The sequence below is a fragment of the Pseudomonas sp. BF-R-01 genome (assembly GCF_019946615.1).
GTDB classification, from domain to species: domain Bacteria; phylum Pseudomonadota; class Gammaproteobacteria; order Pseudomonadales; family Pseudomonadaceae; genus Aquipseudomonas; species Aquipseudomonas migulae.
The window spans coordinates 26,562-46,431 of the sequence record NZ_JAGYFX010000030.1; the positions used below are offsets into that span (position 1 = coordinate 26,562).

Below are 19,870 nucleotides of genomic sequence, written 5' to 3' on the forward strand. Positions count from 1 at the left end.
CACCATGAAACTGATTACGCTGAAGCCGTTGTACCTCGGCGGCAAGACGGTGGTTGAGGGACGGTCGTTCGAAACACACGAGCAGCACGGCCGCGAGCTGATCGCCAAGGGCTATGCCGCGCTTGATGAGTCGGACGCTGAGCCTGTTGTCACCTTGGCCGAGGAGCCGGTCGTAAGCTCCATGTCGTTGACCGGTGAGCAATTGATGTTGACCCCGCCGGGTGCAGCTGTGGGCGATGAAGATCTTGCCCCAGGCAAAGCAGCCACAGCGAAGAAAAAGAAGGCGACCTGATCATGGGGGCGATATCGGTTGATCTGGCGATGCAGCATTTGCGAGCTGAGACTGAAGACCGGGGGTATGTCGAGGTGCTGCTCGCTGCTGTCGAGGACAGTGCGGGACAGTATTTGCAGCGCAGCTTCTACGTGGACACCGCCGCCTTGGAGGCGGCAGTCATTGAGGGTGCGGCCGGTGATGATCCAATAGTGATTTCACCATCGATCACAGCGGCGTGCCTGCTCATGCTCGGTCATTTGTATGCCAATCGCGAGGATAGTGTGACCGGGATCAACGTCGCATCGGTCGTTGAATTGCCAATGGGCTCGAAATCGTTGCTGCACCCTTACCGGGTGAAACTGGGGGTTTAGATGGCCTACCGAGAGCCTGGCGCCGGAGAGCTTGATAAGCATGTCCTACTGCGCCGTCGTGATGACGTGCCTGCCGACGATATGGGGTTGGAGTCCGTTTTCTCGGACGTGAATCCCAGGTGGGCAAAGATCGAGCCGGTGGGGTCCGCCGTTTACTCAGGCAGCGTTCAGACGGAAGCCAAGATAACGCACCGCGTGATACTGCGTTATCGCAAGGGGATTACCACCGCGTTTGAAGTGATTCACGGTGACACCAGCTACAGAGTGAAGCGTGGTTTCAACATGAATGGTAAGACTCGATTCACTGTTCTTGAAGTTGAGGAGCTGGGCCTGGAGCAAGTCGGGGGAGGGGTTTATGTCTAACTCAGCGTCGGTTGAGAGTTACCTGCATTTCGAGGGCTTCGATAAATTCGAGCGTGACGCATTCGATAAACGGCAGATTCGAGCAGGGATGCGCAAGGTCGGGCGGTTGGTCACGCAAAAGGCACAGATGAACCTTGCGCTCGGCAAAGGTCAGGACGGTTATCCGGTCAATCGTACAGGGGCCACGGTAGCGTCGATCAGCTTCAAGGTTTCTCGATCTGGATTTCTCGTTCGTATTGCCCCCGCCAAAACCTCGGCAATGGAAGAGTTCTACCCGGCCTTCCTGCACTACGGGGTGAAGAAAGGCCGTCGCCCCGGAAAGCTCGCGCCAGGTAAAGGGAAGGGAAAAACAAATCGGCGCGCAGCTGGCGCACGTGCCCGGCTTGTCGCCGAGCGAGCAGCGGGAGAGTGGCGTATCACGCCTCGTGACAACTACATGGCCGACGCCCTGCAGGATTCGTCCTCGCAGGTTGAGTCAATTCTGAAAGCTGCATTCGCAGCTGCGTTGACGTGACTCGCGAAACGGCTTTGGGATAGGCTTGCCGCTCTCATTACAGGGAGTTCGCTATGAAGCTGTTGAACCTGCTTGTTCCCATCGCCATGTTGGCGCTGGTGATGAATGCCAATGCGGCCGAGGCTGCCGATAAGGCGCCGGGCGATGCCATCGACCGCATCACGCTCATTTATCTGAACCATAAGATCTACCCGAAAGGGTCTGTCGAATGTGAGTCAAAAGTGATCGGTGCTCGCTCCATGGTCGGGTGTTGGAACATGACGCTGGATGGCAAGAGCATGCCGCATATCTGGCTCTATGACGCTGGCACATTTAAACCAATCAATGGAAGTGCTCGCCAATTAGCCGAGACCAAGTTTTCCTCGGAGCCTGACATCGGGGTTATGAAGCTTCCGCTGCCATCCGACATCAATGTCGGCGCCGCTTTGGAAAGTTTTAACAAAGGCTGACTCGCCACTTTAAAAAAGAACCTCGCTGATGCGGGGTTTTTTTATACCCGAGATTTGATCAATGAAACTGAACCCTATCGTCTCTCATCTGCGAGGGGCTTGCCCCACCTTTGCTGGTCGAGTCACCGGCGGTATCGATTGGGACGCGGTGGTCGAGAGTGCGCAGTTGGCTTTGCCCGCCGCTTACGTGATTGCCTCGGCGGACGCGGCGACCCCGAGCAAAGCGCAGAACGCAGTCATCCAAGACATTACAGAGCAGTTCGCCGTGGTGATCGTCCTCGACACCAGCGATGAACGCGGTCAGCAAGACAATGATTTGTTGCACGACCTGCGCGCTGAACTCTGGCGTGCGCTGGTTGGCTGGCGCCCGGATCCTGATTACGACTGGATCGAATACGACAAAGGCGCGTTGCTTCATATCAGCCGGGCACGGGTGGTGTACCAGTTCACCTTCCTCACGGGCTTCCAGCTTGGCCGGAATAGCTCCGGCCCCGGTCAACCCGTAGCGCCTGCCGAGACCTGGCACGAACGCGCCCTCGACGGTTTGACCGGTTTCACCGGCGTCAACTTCAACATGGACTGCATCGACCCCGCAGATCCAAACCAGCAACGACCTGGCCCGGATGGGCGCATCGAAGCGAAATTCTCAGGAGACGTAACACCATGACCAAACGCATCACTGTGGTGCCGGCCTCTGGCCGCTCTGTGCCCGACCCTGAAGCTGGCGATCTGTTGCCAGTTGAAGGCCGGGAAGTCCCCGATAACGCATGGTGGCGCCGCTGCCAGGCAAGTGGGGATGTCACCCTCAAGGCTGAAAAAGCTCAATCCACCAAGGGCGTCACCACGCCGAAACCTGAGGAATCGCAATAATGGCTATTGGATTCAGCAGCATCCCCGCTGATATGCGTGTACCGCTCTTCTATGCAGAGATGGATAACTCGGCCGCCAACAGTGCATCGTCAGCCATGCGTCGATTGATTGTTGCCCAGGTCAACGACGATGCTGATAACCCGAGCATTGGTAAGTTGGTGCTGGTTTCGAGTCTGGCTCAGGCAAGGGATGTCGGTGGTCAGGGTTCGATGTTGGCCTCGATGTACGAAACCTGGCGCAAGACCGATCCGGTTGGGGAGGTTTGGTGTCTGCCTCTTCAGATCGATACCGGTGTTGCGGCTAAGGCTACGGTGACCATCACCGGAACAGCGACCGAAGCGGGTCTTCTGAACTTGTACGTTGGTGGCGTCCGTGTGCAGTCGATTGTCGTTTCTGCGGCTTCACCAGCAGTGGCAGCCGCCGCCTTGGCAGTGAAGATCAACGCTACACCTGACTTGCCCGTAACCGCTGTGGCGGCTGAGGGGGTCGTTACGCTTACTTGCAAATGGGGGGGCGAAAGCGGCAACGACATTGGGATCGTCTTGAATCGCCTCGGTAAGTCCAATGGCGAAATGACACCCGCAGGCTTGACGGTTGTGGCTACACCGATGACAGCGGGTGTCGGTACTCCTGACCAAATCGATGCGGTTGCTGCACTAGGCGACGAGCCATTCGAGTTCATCTGTGTACCCTGGTCAGACACGACAACGCTGAACGCTTGGCAGGAAACAATGGACGACAATGCGGGTCGCTGGAGTTGGGCCAAGCAGTTGTTCGGTCACGTTTACGGCGCGAAGCGCGGGACACTGGGTACATTGGTGGCGGCTGGTCAGGTTCGTAATGACCAGCACATGACCATTCAGGCCATGGAATTGGGCGTGCCACAGCCATTCTGGTTGCAGGCCGCTGGGCTGGCTGCCCGCACGGCAGTCTTCATTTCCGCGGACGCCAGCCGACCAACGCAAAGCGGTGCGATGGCCGGGCTAGAACCTGCGGCAGCGAGTGAACGATTCACACTGCCTGAGAGAAAATCGCTGCTTGCCTATGGGATAGCTACGGCTTACTACGAAGGTGGCTATGTTCGCATTCAGCGTTCGATCACCACCTACCAGAAAAACGCCTACGGACAGGCTGATAACTCCTATCTGGACAGCGAGACGATGCACCAGTCGGCGTTCATCATCCGGCGCATGCAGAGCGTGATCACCAGCAAGTACGGTCGGCATAAGCTTGCCGACGATGGCACGCAGTTTGGTCCCGGCCAGCCCATTGTCACGCCGAGTACCATCCGCGGCGAGTTGATTGCGGAGTATGGCAAGCTGGAAACGGAAGGCCATGTAGAAAACGCGGAGCTGTTTGCTCAGCACCTGGTGGTTGAGCGTGACCCCAACGACTCGGGCCGCGTAAACGTGCTATTCCCGCCGGACTACATCAACGGCCTGCGCATCTTCGCGATGCTCAACCAGTTCCGCAATCAGTACCCCGCCGCGGCGTAACACTGATCGAGATCACCCAGCCCGCCCTGAGCGGGCTTTTGCATTCTGGAGATTCAGACCATGGGTAAAAAAGTAGCCGGTACGGCTTACGTCAAGGTTGATGGTATGCAACTCACCATCACCGGCGGTATGGAGGCGCCGTTGATGGATGAAAAGCGGGAGACGGTTTATCCGGGATTCTACAAGGCCGAAAAGGTGACTCCGTATCTGAAGATGACCGCCATTCATGATCCGGATTTGCCGATCAAGAAGCTGACCGAAGGCACGGATATGACGGTTACGGGTGAGTTCGCAAACGGCAAAGTCTACGTGCTGTCGGGAGGGTACGTGGTTGACGAGCCGGTATCGAAAGGCGATGACGGAACCATTGAATTTCAATTCGACGGCAGCAAAGGGGTATGGCAATGAGCGAAATAGTGAAACTTGATGTGGCTATCGAGGCACATGGCGAGCAGTTGACAGAGCTCACACTGCGCCGACCAACCGTGGTGGAAGTGCGAAAAATCAAGGTGCTGCCTTACAAGGTTGATCAAAACGAAGACGCCGTTCTCGACATGGAGGCTGTCGGGAAATACATCGCAATTTGTGCGGCAATCCCGCCAACATCGGTCAACCAGTTGGACCTTGCGGATCTGAACAAGTTGGGGTGGAAGCTCTTCGGTTTTTTCATGAGTGCGGCGTCGAAGCCATCTCCGACCTTGTCTCAGTCGCCTACAACCTAGCTTGGTGGTGGAAGGTCGACCCCGAGCAAATGATGGCCAGGCCGCTGGATGTGCTTATGGAAAGCCTTGAGCACGCGGAACGCATAAACGAACTTCAGCAGGTGCAGTGATGGCGGACAAGTTCCAGCTCAAGGCGTTGATCACGGGCGTCGACAAGTTGTCACCGACGCTCACAGGTATCCGCAAGAACGTTGCGGGTTTCCGTAAACAGATGAACAGCAGCGGCTTAGGCAACATCGGGTTCAAGGATATGTTGCAGGGTGGCGCTTTCGCGGCGCCCTTCATCGCCGGTGCCCGTGCTGCGATGGAGTTTGAAACCTCCATGGCTGACGTGAAAAAAGTGGTCACGTTCGAGACGCCCGAACAGTTCAAGCAGATGGGACAGGACGTCCTTGATATGTCGGAAAAAATGCCGATGGCTGCCAGTGGCATTGCTTCCATCGTCGCCGCCGGTGGGCAAGCCGGTTTTGCCCGCGGCGAGCTGAAGCAGTTTGCCGAGGACGCGGTGAAGATGGGTATCGCTTTCGACCAGACTGCTGACCAGTCCGGCGACATGATGGCCAAGTGGCGGACCTCATTCAAAATGACTCAGCCAGAAGTGGTTACGCTGGCTGACAAGATCAATTACCTGAGCAACATCGGTCCCTCCTCGGCGGCGCAGGTCTCCGACATTGTGACTCGCATCGGTTCGTTGGGTGGGATCGCGGGTCTGTCTGCGGGGCAGGTCGCAGCAATGGGCGCAACCCTCGCGGGTGTAGGCGTTCCGAGTGAGGTCGCTGCAACGGGCATGAAGAACTTCATGCTGTCGCTGACCAAAGGTAGCGCGGCCACCAAGCAGCAGTCGGAGGCGTTCAAGTCGCTGCGCCTGGATGTGAAACAAGTTTCGAAGAGCATGCAAAAAGATGCGCAGGGTACCATCGAAGACGTGCTCGAACGCATTGCCAAGGTTGACCCGGCGAAGCAGGCCGGACTCCTGACCCAGCTCTTCGGTACGGAATCGGTGTCCGCCATCGCGCCGCTGCTGACGAACCTGGATCTTTTGAAGTCCAGCTTCACGGCAGTCGGGAAGGAAGGGAAGTTCGCCGGCTCGATGGAAAGTGAGTACACGGCGCGGTCTGCCACCACGGCCAACGCCATGCAGTTGCTCACCAACAAGGTCACTCGTCTGGGCGTTGAAGTTGGCGGAGCACTTCTGCCGCCGTTCAATGCCTTCATGGAGCAGATCGGGCCAGCCGTTACGAAAATGTCTGAACTGGCCAGTGCTCACCCTGGCGTGATCAGGGGTGTGCTTGGAGCAGCGTTTGCCTTCGGCGTGTTGCGTGTAGCTGTGATGGGCGCCGTGGTGGCTACAAAGATTCTCAGCGCGGTCACGGCGATGTCCCCGGTCGGGCTCGTCGTTCGGGGCATTGCACTGGCCGCCGGCTTATTGATTGCGAACTGGTCAACGGTGGCGCCTTATTTCCAGGCGATCTGGGAAAAGATCAAAGGCCCGGCCATGGTCCTGTGGGGTTGGTTCAAGCAGGCGTTTGCATTCACCCCGATCGGCATGGTGATTGAAAACTGGGGGCCTCTGACCGAGTTGTTCTCTGCGCTGTGGGGTGTGCTGGTCGCTGTCTCCGGACCGGTCATCGAGTTCCTGAGCCATATGTTCGACTGGACGCCACTTGGAATGATCGTCAAAAACTGGGAGCCGATCGCCGCATGGTTCCAGAGCCTTTGGGAAAAGCTGAAGCCGATCATCGAGCCGATGATGAAGTACTTCGGTGGCGGTGAGGGCGGTGAAGGGATTATCAAAACCGCGACCAACAAAGCGAATGAGTTTGCCGAAGGGCAGCGAGTGCGCAATGCGGGACCAGGTGGCGGTGATGGTTCGTTTGTTGAGGCAGGGGCTGTCGAAGGTGCACAGCGTTATCAGCGGATGATGAAAAATGCCGCGGGCATCCCGAGCACTGACAAGCTCATGAGTCGTCCCAATCTTGTGGCGCAGTCCGGCGGTTTGATTCAGCAGGCGTCGGCGAATCAGGCGCAGAAGCTCAATGGTGAACTCAACATCAACCTGAACGGGGCGCCGCCCGGTACCACCGTTGACCAAGCCAAAACCGACCAACCTGGCCTGAGTATCAAGCCCAGCGTTGGCACCCGATCCATCGGCATTATGAGGCCCGGCCAATGACCGACACATGGAGAGAACGACTTTTGCCGGCGTCGTTCCGGGGCATCAGTTTCTTGATTCCCCAGACGTCGGTGCCGGTGGGGATGAAGGGGCAGCTGCACGAGTTCCCGCAGCGGGATACGCCGTTCTTCGAGCCACTGGGTAAGCAGTCCCAGGTGCACAAGATGACGGCATGGGTCATAGGTGATGACTGCTTCGATCGCCGAGACAAGTTGATTGAGGCGCTGGGCACGCCGGACGCTGGGGAGTTGGTGCATCCCTGGCTCGGTCGAATGCAGGTCAAGCCCGGCGAGTGCGAAATGTCACATGATCTCGTCGGCGGCGGCATGATCACCTTTGATCTGACGTTCTATCCGGATGTGCCGTTGAAGACGCCTGCCGCCAGAGTCAACACTCAGGCTCAGGTGGTGAAGTCGTCCGAGAGCTTGCTGACTTCATCGCTCAATCGGTATCAATCGGCGATGGGCACCGTCAACCAAGCCCGGCTTGGTTTGCTCCAGATGCGCAACAGCCTGTCGAATGTGTTCTCTGTGGTTCAGCAGCAGTTCGCGCCGTTCGTGAGTGTCTTCACTGACGTCAATGGGTTCGCGCAATCGCTGATGAATTCGCCGGGTTCGTTGTCGTCGCTGTTCTCCAGCTACTTCAGCAGCTTTTCCGGATCCAGCTTTTTCAGCTCCCGCTCGGGTTCGGGTTACCGCTCGGCGGTGGCGGCGGCCACGCAGCAGGTGGGAGCCGTAAGCAGCATTAATACCGTCAGTACGATCGGCGGCACAGATGCGGTGAAAGCCTCGCAGGCGACTGCGAACCTGGTGCAGGACTCGGTGCTGGTACAAATCGGGTTGATCGTCAGCGAAATGCCGGTGGCCACTCAGCCTGAATCTATTGAGTCGATGCCCTCTGTCGAGCAGCAAGCGCTTCAGCCGATTGTTCGACCGGATGTGCCGGTGGCGGATGACGTGATCGAGCTGCGCGACCACCTCAACGAAGCCATCCACGATGCATCGCTCAAAGCAGATCCCGACCATTACCTGGCACTGAACAGCTTTCGCCAAGCGGTGGTGAAACACCTGACCGCCGTCGCGCAATCAGGCGTCAGGCTGGTCGATGTCACCCCACCCGAAACACTGTCGGCATTGGTGTTGGCTTACCGAAGGTTCGGTGACGCCACGCGAGCGCCGGAGGTTGTTCAGCGCAATCGCATTCGGCACCCGGGCTTTGTGCCGGCGCTGCCTATAAAAATCGCACAGAGGTAACCATGCCTGATGATCAAAATGCGGTCACCCTCACGGTTGACGGCCAGGATTACTTCGGCTGGAAATCGGTGGAGATCACCGCAGGGCTTGAGGATCAGGCCCGTTCATTCAATGTGTCGATGACTTGGAAGTGGCCGGGGCAGGTTCAAAACATACCGATCAGGCAGGGCGACAAGTGTCAGGTCCGGATCGGTGATGACCTGGTGCTGACGGCTTGGGTATTCGCTACGCCAGTCAGCTACGACGATAAGCAAATCACCAAGTCGATCAGTGGCAGGTCGTTGACTGCCGACCTGGTGGACTGCGCCGCAGTCAACAAGCCCGGCCAGTGGAACAACCAGTCGGTGCTTTCCATCGTCAGGGCGCTGGCCTTGCCGTATAGCATCACGGTGAACAGCGAAATTCCTGAGGGCGGCAAGCTGTCTGATCACACCATCGAGCCCGGCGAGACAGCGTTCTCATCCATTGATCGGCTGCTGACATTGTTTCGGGTGTTCTCCACCGACGACGCGCGCGGTGCTGCGGTGCTTGCCAGCCCTGGCAGCGGAGGCCGCACCTTTGATGCGATCGAGGTCGGCAAGAACGTTAAAATTGGGGATGCGCCGCTCGACTTTTCCGGCGTGTTTTCTGAATACCAGGTGCTGGGCCAGAAAAGCGGCACGGATGAGGAGTACGGCGCCGATGCCGCTGAAGTGTCCGCGACCCTGACTGACGATCGCACGGCACGCAGGCGTGTCCTGATCATTCAGGAATCTGGCCAATTGACCAACGAACTGGCGCAGGCCCGGGCGAGCTGGGAACGCAGCAGCCGCATGGGCAAAGCGCTGACGGTGACTTACACGGTGCAGGGATGGCGCCAATCGAACGGCCAGCTCTGGCGGCACAACATGATCACACGGGTGATCGATCCCATCATCGGCATGGATCGAGACATGCTGATCTCGCGCATCACCTACACGCTGAGCGATCAGGGGATGGTGACCAAAATGGAGATGGGGCCACCGGAAAGTTTTGAGCCTGAGCCGAAGGATCCGCACAGCAAGCGGAAGCTGAAGAAGGGCGACAACTTTGAGTACCTCATTCCCGCTGACTACGAGCCAAAAAAATGAGCCTGAAAAGTATGCTGGCCCGCGGCACTGTGGTGTTGGCTGCCGCCGGGAAAAAGATGCAGACGCTGCAAGTTCGTCTCACCGCAGGTGAACTGAAGGACGGTGCCGAGCACTTCGAGCCCTACGGCTTCACCAGCAACCCGCTGGGTGGTGCTGAAGTACTGACGGCGTTCCTCGGCGGTGATCGGTCCCATGCGGTCGTGCTGGTAGCGGCGGATCGCCGATACCGGATCCAGGGGCTGAAGTCGGGCGAGGTGGCCATCTACACCGATGAAGGCGACAAGGTGCACTTGAAGCGCGGTCGGGTCATCGACATCGAAACCGAGACCTTGAATATCAAGGCATCTACCGCCGTGAACTTCGAAACCCCAGTTATCAATCAGACGGGGAAAATCGTGTCTCAGGGCGATCAGGTTGCCGGCAGCGTCAGCCAGATCAATCACCTGCACAACAACGTGGAAATGGGCGATGCCCAGAGCGGCCCACCTGTTCCGGAGGCCGAATGATTATTCCGTCCGACCTCGAAACTTCGTTGCTTCGTGCCGTGACCATCAGCCTCTATACCTGGCGGCGGGCCGAAACAGATGACCCTATCGATGACGACGAACGTTACGGCTGGTGGGGTGACAGCTATCCAGCCATTGCGGATGACCGTATCGGCTCTCGCCTGTATTTGCTGCGCCGGGTAAAGCTCACGCCTCAGACCCAACGCGATGCTGAGTTCTATGCCCGTGAGGCACTGCAATGGCTGCTCGACGATGGCGAGGTGATCGCCATCGACATCGCCAGCGAGAAGGTCGATGTCAATCGCTTGAACCTGATCCCGACACTGACGGTCGCCAGTGGTGCCCGGTTGGAAATCAAACAACCTTCTTCATGGCAGGTGATCTATGCCGTTTGACACTCCCCCATTGCCCGTCCTGATCGCTCGTACGCAAAGCGATTTGGCCGGTGATTCGCTTCGCCGATCCGATGCGCAGGTACTGGCGCGAACGATCAGCGGTACGGCCTACGGCATGTATGGGTACCTCAATTGGATTGCCGAGCAAATCCTGCCAGACCGGGCGGATGAGGAAACCCTTGAGCGAATCGCGGCGCTTCGACTGAATCAGCCTCGCAAGGTGGCCCAGCCCGCCAAAGGTGTGGTCGGCTTTTCCGCGGCGGCGGGTGCTCTTCTCGACGTCGATGTTGTGTTGCAGGCAGCTGATGGCCGGACCTACAAGGTGACCACGGGCGTTACCACTGTAGTGGGGGCGAATACCACAACGATCGAGGCGGTCAACGCGGGTGTACTTGGCAATGCGGAAGCCGGTCTTGTCCTGACGTGGGTTCAACCCGTTGAAGGTGTCGTGAATGCTTTCACTGTTTTGGCTCCCGGCTTGGCAGGTGGCATCGCTCAAGAGAGCGTGGAGCAGCTGCGAGCTCGCGTCGTACGCTCTTACCGGGTGATCCCGCACGGTGGCGCCGCTGATGATTATGAAACATGGGCGCTTGAGGTTCCGGGGATCACTCGTGCCTGGTGTCGTCGAAATTATCTCGGCCCTGGCACAGTCGGCTTGTTCGTGATGCGCGATGGTGATGTCGTGTCTGTGCCGAACCCTGCTCAGTTGGCCGAGGTAAAGGCCTATATCGAACAGCCGCATGTTCGGCCGGTCACCGCTGAGCTGTACGTCCTGGCACCGGTCAAAGTTCCGGTGCTGTACAGAATTCATGCGGTGCCAGACACACTGGCTGTGCGTGCCTCCATTCAGGTGCGGTTGATTGACTTGCATGAACGCGAAGCTGGATTGGGCGAAACCTTGTTGGGGACTCATATCGGTGAAGCCGTTAGCGGCTCTCCGGGTGAAACCGATCACGAGTTACTTGCTCCGGTGGGGAACGTTGTTCCCGCCGTTAACCAGCTGTTGACGTTTGGGGGCATCACATGGGAGTGATCAGAACCGCAGAAGAGTACCGGCTGCAACTTCAAAGCTTGCTGCCCTCGGGACCGGCGTGGGATCCGGAGCTTGTTCCGGAGGTTGCCCTGGTGTTGTCCGGGGTGGCCTTGGAATTTTCACGTCTTGATGCCCGTGCAGCCGCGCTACTCAACGAGATGGACCCAGCGGGCGTCAGCGAACTGGTGCCCGACTGGGAGGCGATTATGGGGCTGCCGGATTCCTGTCTTGGACCCAACCCCGCCTTTGAGGATCGCCGCCTTGCGGTTCGCCGGCGGTTGGTGGAAGTGGGGGGGCAGGACCGGGCCTACTTCATTGATATCGCCGTCAGCCAGGGTTACCCGAACGCAACCATCACTGAACACCGAGCGCCCCGTATGGGGCGTTCTCGTTTTGGTTCGGCGCACTTCGGCACCTGGAAGGCGCAGTTCATGTGGACGCTCAACACCGGTGGCCGGCAGCGACAGGGCAGGCGATTCGGTGCCAGCTACTGGGGCGAACGGTTCGGTACCAACCCTGGCAATGCTCTTGAATGCCTGATCCGGCGGCCGGCGCCGGCGCACACCGGCGTGCACATCAATTATGACTGAGGGGTAAGAACGTGGATTTTCCGAAAAGTGTACCCAGCGCAGGGCTGGTTGATGGCAAGTTTATTGATGAGGATTCGCTGACCGGAACCCCCGGTTCGTTGATCCCGGCGGCATGGGGGAACTCGATCACCCTCGAAGTTTTAAACGTGATCGAGGGCGCAGGCCTCACGCCTGACGAAGACAATAACGCTCAGTTGTTGCAGGCCATCAGCTCTATGTTAGACGTGGCGACACCTGAGGCGACTGAAACCGTTCTTGGCCTGGTAAAGCGAGCGACGCAGCAGCAAGTGGACGCTGGTACGGACGGCGCAGTCGTGGTTTCCCCAAAGGGGCTTGCTACTGCGGTCCAGAATCAAACCCTAACAGCTTTCACTACCGCAGGTGTCGCGCCGGCGTTCACGCTGACGCCATCACCAGCCGTCACGGCTTATGCAACGCCCCTGCGCTTTAGTGTGAAGTTCAACGCAGCTGCCCCTACAAACGGGACACTGAACGTATCCGGCCAAGGTGCAAAGAACCTAAAACAGTACGATTCGACTGGCAACAAGATCGTGGCAGTTATTGCCGCAAACCAAATCGCAGACGTTTTGTATGACGGAACAGACTTTATCGTTCTCGATCCGCTGCCATCCGGCAGTGCTGTGCCTTCAGGGTTCGTGCTGCCTTATGCGGCCAACGTGGCACCGACAGGATGGTTGAAGGCGAACGGCGCAGCTGTTTCGCGCACAACTTACGCTTCGCTGTTTGCGGCAATCAGCATCACATTTGGTGCTGGTGATGGATCGACAACATTCAACCTGCCCGATTTGCGAGCCGAAGTTATCAGGGGGTGGGATGACGGTCGTGGTATCGACGTTGCTCGGGCATTTGCTTCCTTGCAGCTCGATGCGTTCCAAGGGCATTGGCACTCCATGTTTTACAACGCCTCTACGACCGTCGGTTCAGGCGGCAACGCCTACACCGAGCATACGAACTCCGGGAACAACCAAGGCCCGATTGTCGATGCGGTACGTGCACCTATCAGTGACGGTACAAACGGGACGCCGCGCACTGCAAACGAAACCCGGGCGCGCAACGTTGCGCTGCTGTACTGCATCAAAATTTAAGGTGAGAAAATGAAAATCTATAACGCACACCCTGTTACTGGTGAGTTCATGGGCGAAAGCCTGGCGGACGCTGATCCTTTGGAAGAAGGGAACTGGTTGATCCCGGCGCATGCTTACTTAGATGCACCGCCTTTGCCTGGCGAAAACGAGGCCGTCATCCGTAAGGGCGATGTGTGGGCCGTCGTTGATGACTTTCGCGGCACTTCTTATTACACCGATGGCCCGCAGCGTTATGTCATAGAGGATCTCGGTGTGTGTGTGCCGGTTGGTGCAACTGCTGAGCCGCCGCCGCCGACATCTGCTGAGTTGGCTTCCGCTGCATTCGGCAAGCGAGACAGTTTTCTGTTCACTGCTGGCTTGCGCATTGCGCCTCTTCAAGATGCCGTTGACCTTGGCGATGCCACAGCGGCAGACGCCGACAAGTTGAGGCTATGGAAGCAATACCGCGTGGCTGTGAATCGCATCACCGACCAGCCAAGTTTTCCGCAGAACATTGACTGGCCCCCCCAGCCTTCGTGACCTTCGGTGTTTGACAGCGGGCCTGCTTGAAGCAGGTTTTTTTTCGCCTGGAGAAAAGTAATGTTGGTTACTGATAAAGATCGCGACATCCTCGCTCGTACGCTGTGGGGTGAGGCGCGTGGCGAAAGCCTGGCCGGGCGGGTCGCCGTGGCCTGGACCATCCGCAACCGAGTGAACGATGGCAAGGACAAATCATGGTGGGGTGAAGGCTACGCCGGTGTGTGCCAGAAGCCGTACCAGTTCAGTTGCTGGAACAGGAACGATCCGAACTATGCCTCTCTGAGTGGTGCAAAGCAGATCCCATTCCGCGAGCTAGCGCAGGCCCGGATCGCGGCTGACCAGGTGATTGATGGGAATGTGCCGGATCCTACCGGCGGTGCCACGCACTACTACGCCCCTGCGGTGATGAAGGCGCCCACTTGGACGAAGGGTGCCAAACAGACGGTGAAGATTGGTGGTCACGTCTTCTTCAAGGATGTGCCGTGATGACGCCGATGCAGAAGCTGATAGCTCTGCTGGTGCTGATCGCGATGTTGATGGGCGGTAGCGCCGCCGGCGCGTGGAAGGTGCAGGACTGGCGCTATGGAAAGCAGCTCGCCGAGCAGGCTGGGCTGCACAAGGATGACCTGACCGCCATCAGCAATGCAGCTGCTGATCAGATGCGGGCCGATCAGGATAAGCGGCTTGCGCTCGAGCAGCGGCTGGCGGCCAGCGAACAATCCCACTACAAGGAGCTGAGCGATGCCCAGCGTGATCAAGGTCGCCTGCGCGATCGTCTTGCCACTTCTGATTTGCGGCTGTCAGTCCTTCTCGACGCCACGGATTCAGCCGGTGGCGGTTCAGTGTCAGCCGGTACCACCGCCGGCAGCGTGGTTCATGGAGGAACACGCGCCCGACTTGACCCGGCGCATGCTCAAAGAATTGTCGCCATCACCGACGCCGGTGATCAGGGATTGATTGCGCTGAGGGCGTGCCAGGCTTATGTGCGGGAAATTTCGCGCTGATTGCTGGTGGTCAGATGATGGTTTTCGGCTGGGGAGTGATGCCATCGAGTATTCCGCGAAGCCGCTCAGCTTCGCGATGGTGGGATCTCGCAGAAATATCCAGGTCATACAGTTGTTTTCGAAGTGTCGCCGACTCTCCGGATCGTGTGCGCAGATTGGCCATGGCTTCGTCTCTCTGAGCAATTGCGTCGGCATGCATCTGGATCAGGCCGAAGATATCCTCGCGAGCTTTACGCAGCTGCAGGTTCAGTTCCTGAATCTCGTTTTCTGCCATCCGCAGAAATTGCCGGCAGGTTTCCAGCTCTGTCGGGCAACCGAGCCAGTCGCTGGTGTCTTCTATTTCATACGGTTCCACGGTGCCGCCTCATTGATACTGTTTGCATATACAGTAATCGAGATGCTTTCGAAGGGCGAGGGTGCGGCGACGAGTTGCGGGAGGGAGAAATGCAGGTGGGGCAAAAATGGGGCAAACCGTACGCCAACCAATGCCTTTTAATGCCAAGTGAACGTTGATCGTGAATTGTCAAATGTGCCCTACACCCCTTGCTAACCGGGGGTGTAGGGCTTTTTTGCGTTAGTACTCCAACACAATTGGCGTGTGGTTTGTTCAGTTGGCGTCCTGTTCGAAAAGCTCTGCCCATCGAATATAAAAAAGCAAGTAAGGGTCACGAACGTCGAGGACATCGTTATCCCCGTCCCACTCAATAATGTTCTCGCCTGCAGCATCGTTAGCAATTCTTGCCATGTGGCTGCATGCTCCTGTGATGCTGGAGCCGCTAGGCGTCTGATTCATGCAAATGGATTTTACCCGCAATACAAGATCGTCGTACCGCAAAGTTAGTTGTGGAGGATCTAGCGCTAAGCACCGGATTAAAATTGAATAAACGTCGCCGTTTGTTCCGTCTTTCAGCGGATGGCTAATGCGATCGGAACCTCGAATTCGAGGCCCCTCCATCATTTTTTCGACTACTGAACTATAGTCCGTTGAAAGAACAGTGCTTTTGCAAATAGTTTCAAGAAGCTTTTTGTTGTGAGGCAACTTATTTGTTTGGGTTGTTGCTTCTCGTACACCAATGGCATAGCAAGCATTCAGGCAAAGATACTGCATGAGCTGGGGGGAGCCCGCTGCTTGTTCAGCCAGTGTCTGGATCATCGCCGCGTCAAATGTGACGCCCAAAGCGGTAAACCCTTTCACCGCAATTTTCTTCAAATGCCCTAATTGCCAGTAGCCAAAGTCGATGGATACGATGCGTCCTCGGAGGTCTGGATTACTGCGAATTACATCGTCTGCGTGGTAGGGTACCGACGCGACAATAAATTTAACGTCGCTACGTATTGCTTCTTTAATTTGCTTCGCGATTTCTGATTGAGTTTCACGTGGAATGTAGTGAAAGTCATCGATAAAAATAGTGGTGTCGCTGCCTGCGAACTCATCAATTAGCAGTTGCAAATAGTCGGTAGTGTTATCAAGTGTAGCGGCTTCACTATCTGTCGACTGGTGGGTGGCGCTTATTTCTGCGCTGGCTTTTGCAACTAAAATGCTAGCGTCAGCGCTCCCCTTGCCGCTGAATCCATTTGTAGTGGCGGCGGTTATTGTCTTCGTAAGGGCTAAATCTGTGCCCAGCAAATCAAAAACCCTTTTCCACAACCCTTCCACGGATGTGATGCCCGCGCCCGTTACCTGAACAATATTGTCCTTGCCGATTGACTGTTCAATGAATACGGTTTTTCCGGATTTAGAGGGGCCCGATACGGAGATGAGCATGGACCCAGTGTCCAAGGCATTTTCGAGCGTTGTTTTCTTGGTCAACAGATGGTCGTCGACGAAAGTGTGGCTTGGGAATCGGCCAGGGGTGAAGATGTCTCGGGATCTCATGGGCGGTCCATGCATAAGGGGTTGCGAATAGTCACCGGCTTCAGAGGCGAGTGTCAATCCGGTTGTGCGTTCTGACTGCCTGAAATCCACTGATTGAATCGTACCGCCAGGTGATGTGTGATCCGCGTATCTAATGCTCATTGCCGAGCTATGCTTCGGATCACGTTTCGGAAGGAGAGGGGCAGTCTTGTGGCTTATGTGACTTTCTATGATCGACAGGGCCGGGCGGTGGCCTGGTTTGATGACGAGCAGGAACACCCTGCTATTTACCTGTATAGCGGAAGGCCGGTGGCCTGGATTTCAGATGAGTCCATCTATGCTTACTCGGGGGCGCATCTCGGGTGGTTCATCGATGGGTGGATTCGCGACTCGCATGGTCATGCTGTGCTTTTCACTCCGAGTTGTGGCGGTGGGCCATCCCGCCCTGCGCGGCATGCTCGTCCAGCGAGGGGGGCCCGACAAGCTAGGCCTGCACGCGGTGCTCGTCAGGCTCGTCCAGCTAAACCAGCGAGAACAACATCGTGGTCACCACTAAGTGGTGACGTGTTTTTTTTGGGGTGAGCCATCGGCTAAGGGTGCATTCAAAGAAAATCTCGGGCCGCGTCAAAATTTGCAAGCGACAGCTGGAAATGCGCGAACGGTGGTACGAAAGAGGTACGCTGAAAAAGCAGATGGCATGAAAGGCTTAGTCTGTAAGGCTTTCAGAATGAGATTGTCCAATCCATCATCGGCGCCACACTGAAGCGGCGGGAAGGCTCAGAGCGCGAAAGGCTAGTCGTTACGGGTGCTTCAGGTTTTTCGACGGTCATTGGTACTGATCTTTTATACGGCGGTTTTTACCCATTTTCCTTGTTGTTGAACGTCGATTGCCATGAAGTAGCAAGCGAATTCCGCAGGTAGCAACTGGAAATGGGCACGATCACATCACGCAAGCGCAAGGACAACTCGACGGCCTACACGGCGCAGATACGGATCAATAGGGACGGGCGCACAGTTTATCAGGAAAGCCAGACTTTCGACCGCAAGCAGGCTGGAGGCGTGACGCTCCGGGATTGAGGAAGACAGATCTGATACGCACCTGATAGCATCTGGCTATCAATTTCGATGTGCGTTTAGGAAGGGAGTCCATGCCAAAAAGAATTTTTGCCATAGCGCTAGCCTCTATGGGAGCTATCACTGGAATGCAGAGTGCTCTTGCCAGTGACAACCTGTTTAAAAGTTACGCCTATGACAGTCCTCTCGCGAATTACACCGAGGCCGCGGGCTTCTATGACTGCTCAGCAGATGTGGGAGCTACTGCAAGGTGTCTCGACGATGTGGGTTTTATCGATCATAAATTCACAGCGAGTCTAGTTTTCAGTGGTGACAAACTGGTTATTGTTTCGCTGTTTACGCCCTACGATCGCGATGTGTTCGCACGGTCAATTGGCGCTCTTTCCAAGACGTTTGGTCTGCTTGCACTGACTGATGGGAAATCGGTGTTGGACCTTGTTGATCTCGCAGGCAAAGTAAAAAACAAAGATGAATACGCCGCCAAGCTCTCGAATTACGAGAGTGTTGCTTTGGCCGCCAACGATTTGACCTACACCTTTTTTGAAGGAATTACCTCGGCCAGTGGTGCTTCTAGCGCTCATAGCGTGGTGGCATCAGCGCCTGACAACATTCGAGGGGCTGATTTGATTGTTTCTGGTGAGGGCGATGAGTCCATGATCATCATCAAATTTTCTTTCCCGAAACTCGATGAGCACAAAATGGCTCAGCAGGCCAAGAAGCCTGTCGAGGCTTTCTGACGTCGATCCTTGTTATGTAAAAAACCTCGCCAAAGCGAGGTTTTTTCATTTCTGGAGTTCACTACCACCGACAAGCCCTGTCTGTGACCGCGAGCGGGCGACTCAGGTTGGCCTGACTTTACGTACGATTCAGAACGACGGCATCAGGCCGCTTGAACTTGATGCGTCTGCTCCACGCGATGGCGGGACGTTCGAACAATAGATAGGCCATGGCCGAGAATGCGATGCACGTTGCAATGATCAGGACGGCGGCCAGTGCATCCGAGAAAAGGCCGGTTGGCATGAAAGCCCGGTAAACGCGCATGAAGAAACCGGTCACAGGAGAATGGAACAAGTACAGGCTGTAGGAAATCAGGGCAATTTTCTGCACGGGGTAGCTGGATATAAAACCCAGCGTGGTGGAGCGATTAACCAGGAAGCAGAACAGTAAGCCCGTCAACCCGGCAGCAATGGTGAATGAGTTTTTAGTTGCAAGACCGATAACAAGCGCCAATGCACAGTAACCAATGGCGATGTAATGGCTTTGTTTAGTGCCGCTCAGGGTTTGAGCGCACAGCACCCCGGCCATGAAGCTGAACCAGAACGCAATAAATCCGCCTTTCCAGCCTATCGCATGAATTATCCCGGCGGGCCACAGCAGCGCCAGCAATGCGCTGCCCCAAATCCAGAGGTTGCGACGCTTGGGTGTTACACCCTCTCCAGCACGATCGGCTAACCACAGCAGCACCGCAAAAAAGATGTAGAACTGCACCTCGATACACAGGGTCCAGAACACCGTGATGATGTTTCTGATGCCAAGGAAATCTTGGAGAAACAGCACGTGGGCGAGTATGGCCGTCACGCCGGGGATTTCGATTCCGGGTTGCCCAAGCATGTGTTTTACGGCGATCACGGCCACGCCCAGTGCAATGGCGGCGTAGTAGGGAGGGGCGAGGCGTACCAGGCGACGTGCCACAAAGTTTGTGGCGTTCACGTTATTCATTGGCACCCGGGATGTCGTGGTCGCCATGACAATGCCGCTTAGTACGAAAAATATAGGCACTCCCAAATGGCCTGCGTCAAAGACCATGTATTTCAACCAGCCTGGAATGGCTGCCAGCAGGGTTGGGATGTGATTTCCTTCGGATAAATGAAACAGAACCACCCAGAAGCATGCAAAACAGCGCAATGCGTCAACCAGGGCAAGACGATGTTTGTCATCAACGGTGATTCCACTCATTCAATGCTTCCTTTCTCTCGCGGCGGATGTTGTTTTTTGTGCGGGCACTGAACGCAGAGCTTAGCAGCTGCAGCAGCCTGTCGAACTTGCGAACACCACCGTCCACAGCCTTTTTGGAGGGCTCGGGAAATCGGAATACCTGAACAAATGCTGTCGCTGCGTGAAGTTTCACGATGCTGCCGGGTTCGCAGCCTAGGATGGACACTGAAGATTGCATCACCCCACCTCCGGCCACAGG

General features: G+C 56.6%; 27 protein-coding genes and 1 pseudogene. 24 read left to right on the top strand and 4 right to left on the bottom strand.

All coding sequences use genetic code 11. The annotated features are described in order from the left end of the window. Window positions 1-4 precede the first annotated feature (4 nt). From KGB27_RS13645 to KGB27_RS13745, 21 genes are all read left to right on the top strand, one after another. Window positions 5-292, top strand: a complete 288-nt coding sequence (locus KGB27_RS13645; RefSeq protein ID WP_223554878.1) for a hypothetical protein — start codon at window positions 5-7, stop codon at window positions 290-292. A 2-nt stretch (window positions 293-294) separates the two neighbouring features. Then, window positions 295-645, top strand: a complete 351-nt coding sequence (locus KGB27_RS13650) for a head-tail connector protein (RefSeq protein WP_223554880.1) — start codon at window positions 295-297, stop codon at window positions 643-645. Next, entirely contained in the window at window positions 646-1,008 is a 363-nt protein-coding gene (locus KGB27_RS13655; protein WP_223554882.1) for a phage head closure protein, read from the top strand. Continuing rightward, entirely contained in the window at window positions 1,001-1,522 is a 522-nt protein-coding gene (locus KGB27_RS13660; protein ID WP_223554885.1) for a hypothetical protein, read from the top strand. The genes KGB27_RS13655 and KGB27_RS13660 overlap by 8 nt, the downstream gene beginning before the upstream one ends. Window positions 1,523-1,575: 53 nt before the next feature. After that, on the top strand, window positions 1,576-1,971 hold the full coding sequence (locus KGB27_RS13665; protein WP_223554887.1) for a hypothetical protein: 396 nt from the start codon (window positions 1,576-1,578) through the stop codon (window positions 1,969-1,971). Between the two features lie 61 nt (window positions 1,972-2,032). Continuing rightward, complete coding sequence (locus tag KGB27_RS13670; RefSeq protein WP_223554890.1) at window positions 2,033-2,638, top strand: hypothetical protein; 606 nt, start codon at window positions 2,033-2,035, stop codon at window positions 2,636-2,638. Then, the gene (locus tag KGB27_RS13675; RefSeq protein WP_223554892.1) at window positions 2,635-2,841 is read left to right on the top strand and encodes a DUF2635 domain-containing protein; all 207 of its coding nucleotides are present in this window, start codon (window positions 2,635-2,637) and stop codon (window positions 2,839-2,841) included. The genes KGB27_RS13670 and KGB27_RS13675 overlap by 4 nt, the downstream gene beginning before the upstream one ends. Continuing rightward, on the top strand, window positions 2,841-4,337 hold the full coding sequence (locus KGB27_RS13680) for a phage tail sheath subtilisin-like domain-containing protein (protein WP_223554894.1): 1,497 nt from the start codon (window positions 2,841-2,843) through the stop codon (window positions 4,335-4,337). The genes KGB27_RS13675 and KGB27_RS13680 overlap by 1 nt, the downstream gene beginning before the upstream one ends. 60 nt (window positions 4,338-4,397) lie before the next feature. Next, a complete protein-coding gene (locus KGB27_RS13685; RefSeq protein ID WP_223554896.1) occupies window positions 4,398-4,745 on the top strand; it encodes a phage tail tube protein in 348 nt (115 codons plus the stop codon). After that, window positions 4,742-5,059 carry a phage tail assembly protein gene (locus KGB27_RS13690; RefSeq protein ID WP_223554898.1) on the top strand — a complete coding sequence of 106 codons (318 nt, stop codon included), beginning with the start codon at window positions 4,742-4,744 and terminating at the stop codon, window positions 5,057-5,059. The genes KGB27_RS13685 and KGB27_RS13690 overlap by 4 nt, the downstream gene beginning before the upstream one ends. 109 nt (window positions 5,060-5,168) lie before the next feature. Then, window positions 5,169-7,232, top strand: a complete 2,064-nt coding sequence (locus KGB27_RS13695) for a phage tail tape measure protein (protein WP_223554900.1) — start codon at window positions 5,169-5,171, stop codon at window positions 7,230-7,232. Next, window positions 7,229-8,485, top strand: a complete 1,257-nt coding sequence (locus tag KGB27_RS13700) for a DNA circularization protein (RefSeq protein ID WP_223554903.1) — start codon at window positions 7,229-7,231, stop codon at window positions 8,483-8,485. Before KGB27_RS13695 ends, KGB27_RS13700 begins: the two co-directional genes overlap by 4 nt. Window positions 8,486-8,487: 2 nt before the next feature. Next, on the top strand, window positions 8,488-9,594 hold the full coding sequence (locus tag KGB27_RS13705) for a phage baseplate assembly protein (RefSeq protein ID WP_223554905.1): 1,107 nt from the start codon (window positions 8,488-8,490) through the stop codon (window positions 9,592-9,594). Then, entirely contained in the window at window positions 9,591-10,100 is a 510-nt protein-coding gene (locus KGB27_RS13710) for a phage baseplate assembly protein V (RefSeq protein WP_223554907.1), read from the top strand. Before KGB27_RS13705 ends, KGB27_RS13710 begins: the two co-directional genes overlap by 4 nt. Continuing rightward, window positions 10,097-10,495 (top strand): phage GP46 family protein, encoded by a 399-nt coding sequence (locus KGB27_RS13715; RefSeq protein WP_223554909.1) that lies wholly within the window; start codon window positions 10,097-10,099, stop codon window positions 10,493-10,495. Before KGB27_RS13710 ends, KGB27_RS13715 begins: the two co-directional genes overlap by 4 nt. Next, window positions 10,485-11,528 carry a baseplate J/gp47 family protein gene (locus tag KGB27_RS13720; protein WP_223554911.1) on the top strand — a complete coding sequence of 348 codons (1,044 nt, stop codon included), beginning with the start codon at window positions 10,485-10,487 and terminating at the stop codon, window positions 11,526-11,528. The genes KGB27_RS13715 and KGB27_RS13720 overlap by 11 nt, the downstream gene beginning before the upstream one ends. Beyond that, complete coding sequence (locus KGB27_RS13725) at window positions 11,519-12,118, top strand: YmfQ family protein (protein ID WP_223554913.1); 600 nt, start codon at window positions 11,519-11,521, stop codon at window positions 12,116-12,118. Before KGB27_RS13720 ends, KGB27_RS13725 begins: the two co-directional genes overlap by 10 nt. Before the next feature lie 11 nt (window positions 12,119-12,129). Continuing rightward, window positions 12,130-13,224, top strand: coding sequence for a phage tail protein (locus tag KGB27_RS13730; protein WP_223554915.1), 1,095 nt, complete (start codon window positions 12,130-12,132; stop codon window positions 13,222-13,224). A gap of 9 nt (window positions 13,225-13,233) precedes the next feature. Further along, window positions 13,234-13,743, top strand: coding sequence for a tail fiber assembly protein (locus KGB27_RS13735; protein WP_223554917.1), 510 nt, complete (start codon window positions 13,234-13,236; stop codon window positions 13,741-13,743). Window positions 13,744-13,803: 60 nt separating this feature from the next. Further along, window positions 13,804-14,229: a cell wall hydrolase gene (locus KGB27_RS13740; RefSeq protein ID WP_223554919.1), complete on the top strand. Its 426-nt coding sequence runs from the start codon at window positions 13,804-13,806 to the stop codon at window positions 14,227-14,229. Further along, on the top strand, window positions 14,229-14,747 hold the full coding sequence (locus KGB27_RS13745) for a lysis system i-spanin subunit Rz (protein WP_223554921.1): 519 nt from the start codon (window positions 14,229-14,231) through the stop codon (window positions 14,745-14,747). The genes KGB27_RS13740 and KGB27_RS13745 overlap by 1 nt, the downstream gene beginning before the upstream one ends. 10 nt (window positions 14,748-14,757) lie before the next feature. Here KGB27_RS13745 and KGB27_RS13750 read toward each other — a convergent pair whose 3' ends face one another. Together KGB27_RS13750 and KGB27_RS13755 are read right to left on the bottom strand one after the other, a co-directional pair. Further along, on the bottom strand, window positions 14,758-15,102 hold the full coding sequence (locus tag KGB27_RS13750; RefSeq protein ID WP_223554923.1) for a hypothetical protein: 345 nt from the start codon (window positions 15,100-15,102) through the stop codon (window positions 14,758-14,760). A gap of 252 nt (window positions 15,103-15,354) precedes the next feature. Further along, the gene (locus KGB27_RS13755) at window positions 15,355-16,557 is read right to left on the bottom strand and encodes a hypothetical protein (protein WP_223554925.1); all 1,203 of its coding nucleotides are present in this window, start codon (window positions 16,555-16,557) and stop codon (window positions 15,355-15,357) included. Window positions 16,558-16,773: 216 nt separating this feature from the next. On the opposite strand from KGB27_RS13755, the gene KGB27_RS31575 reads away from it, so the two are divergent. From KGB27_RS31575 to KGB27_RS13765, 3 genes and pseudogenes are all read left to right on the top strand, one after another. Further along, a complete protein-coding gene (locus KGB27_RS31575; RefSeq protein WP_411736702.1) occupies window positions 16,774-17,184 on the top strand; it encodes a 4-fold beta flower protein in 411 nt (136 codons plus the stop codon). Between the two features lie 348 nt (window positions 17,185-17,532). Next, window positions 17,533-17,652, top strand: a pseudogene (locus KGB27_RS13760) (site-specific integrase); the annotation flags it as partial. A 98-nt stretch (window positions 17,653-17,750) separates the two neighbouring features. Continuing rightward, window positions 17,751-18,413 (top strand): hypothetical protein, encoded by a 663-nt coding sequence (locus tag KGB27_RS13765; protein ID WP_223554928.1) that lies wholly within the window; start codon window positions 17,751-17,753, stop codon window positions 18,411-18,413. A 118-nt stretch (window positions 18,414-18,531) separates the two neighbouring features. On the opposite strand, the gene KGB27_RS13770 is transcribed toward KGB27_RS13765, so the two are convergent. After that, window positions 18,532-19,632 (bottom strand): acyltransferase family protein, encoded by a 1,101-nt coding sequence (locus KGB27_RS13770; protein WP_008037681.1) that lies wholly within the window; start codon window positions 19,630-19,632, stop codon window positions 18,532-18,534. Then, window positions 19,613-19,849, bottom strand: a complete 237-nt coding sequence (locus tag KGB27_RS13775; RefSeq protein WP_008037679.1) for a hypothetical protein — start codon at window positions 19,847-19,849, stop codon at window positions 19,613-19,615. Before KGB27_RS13775 ends, KGB27_RS13770 begins: the two co-directional genes overlap by 20 nt. Window positions 19,850-19,870: the final 21 nt, after the last annotated feature.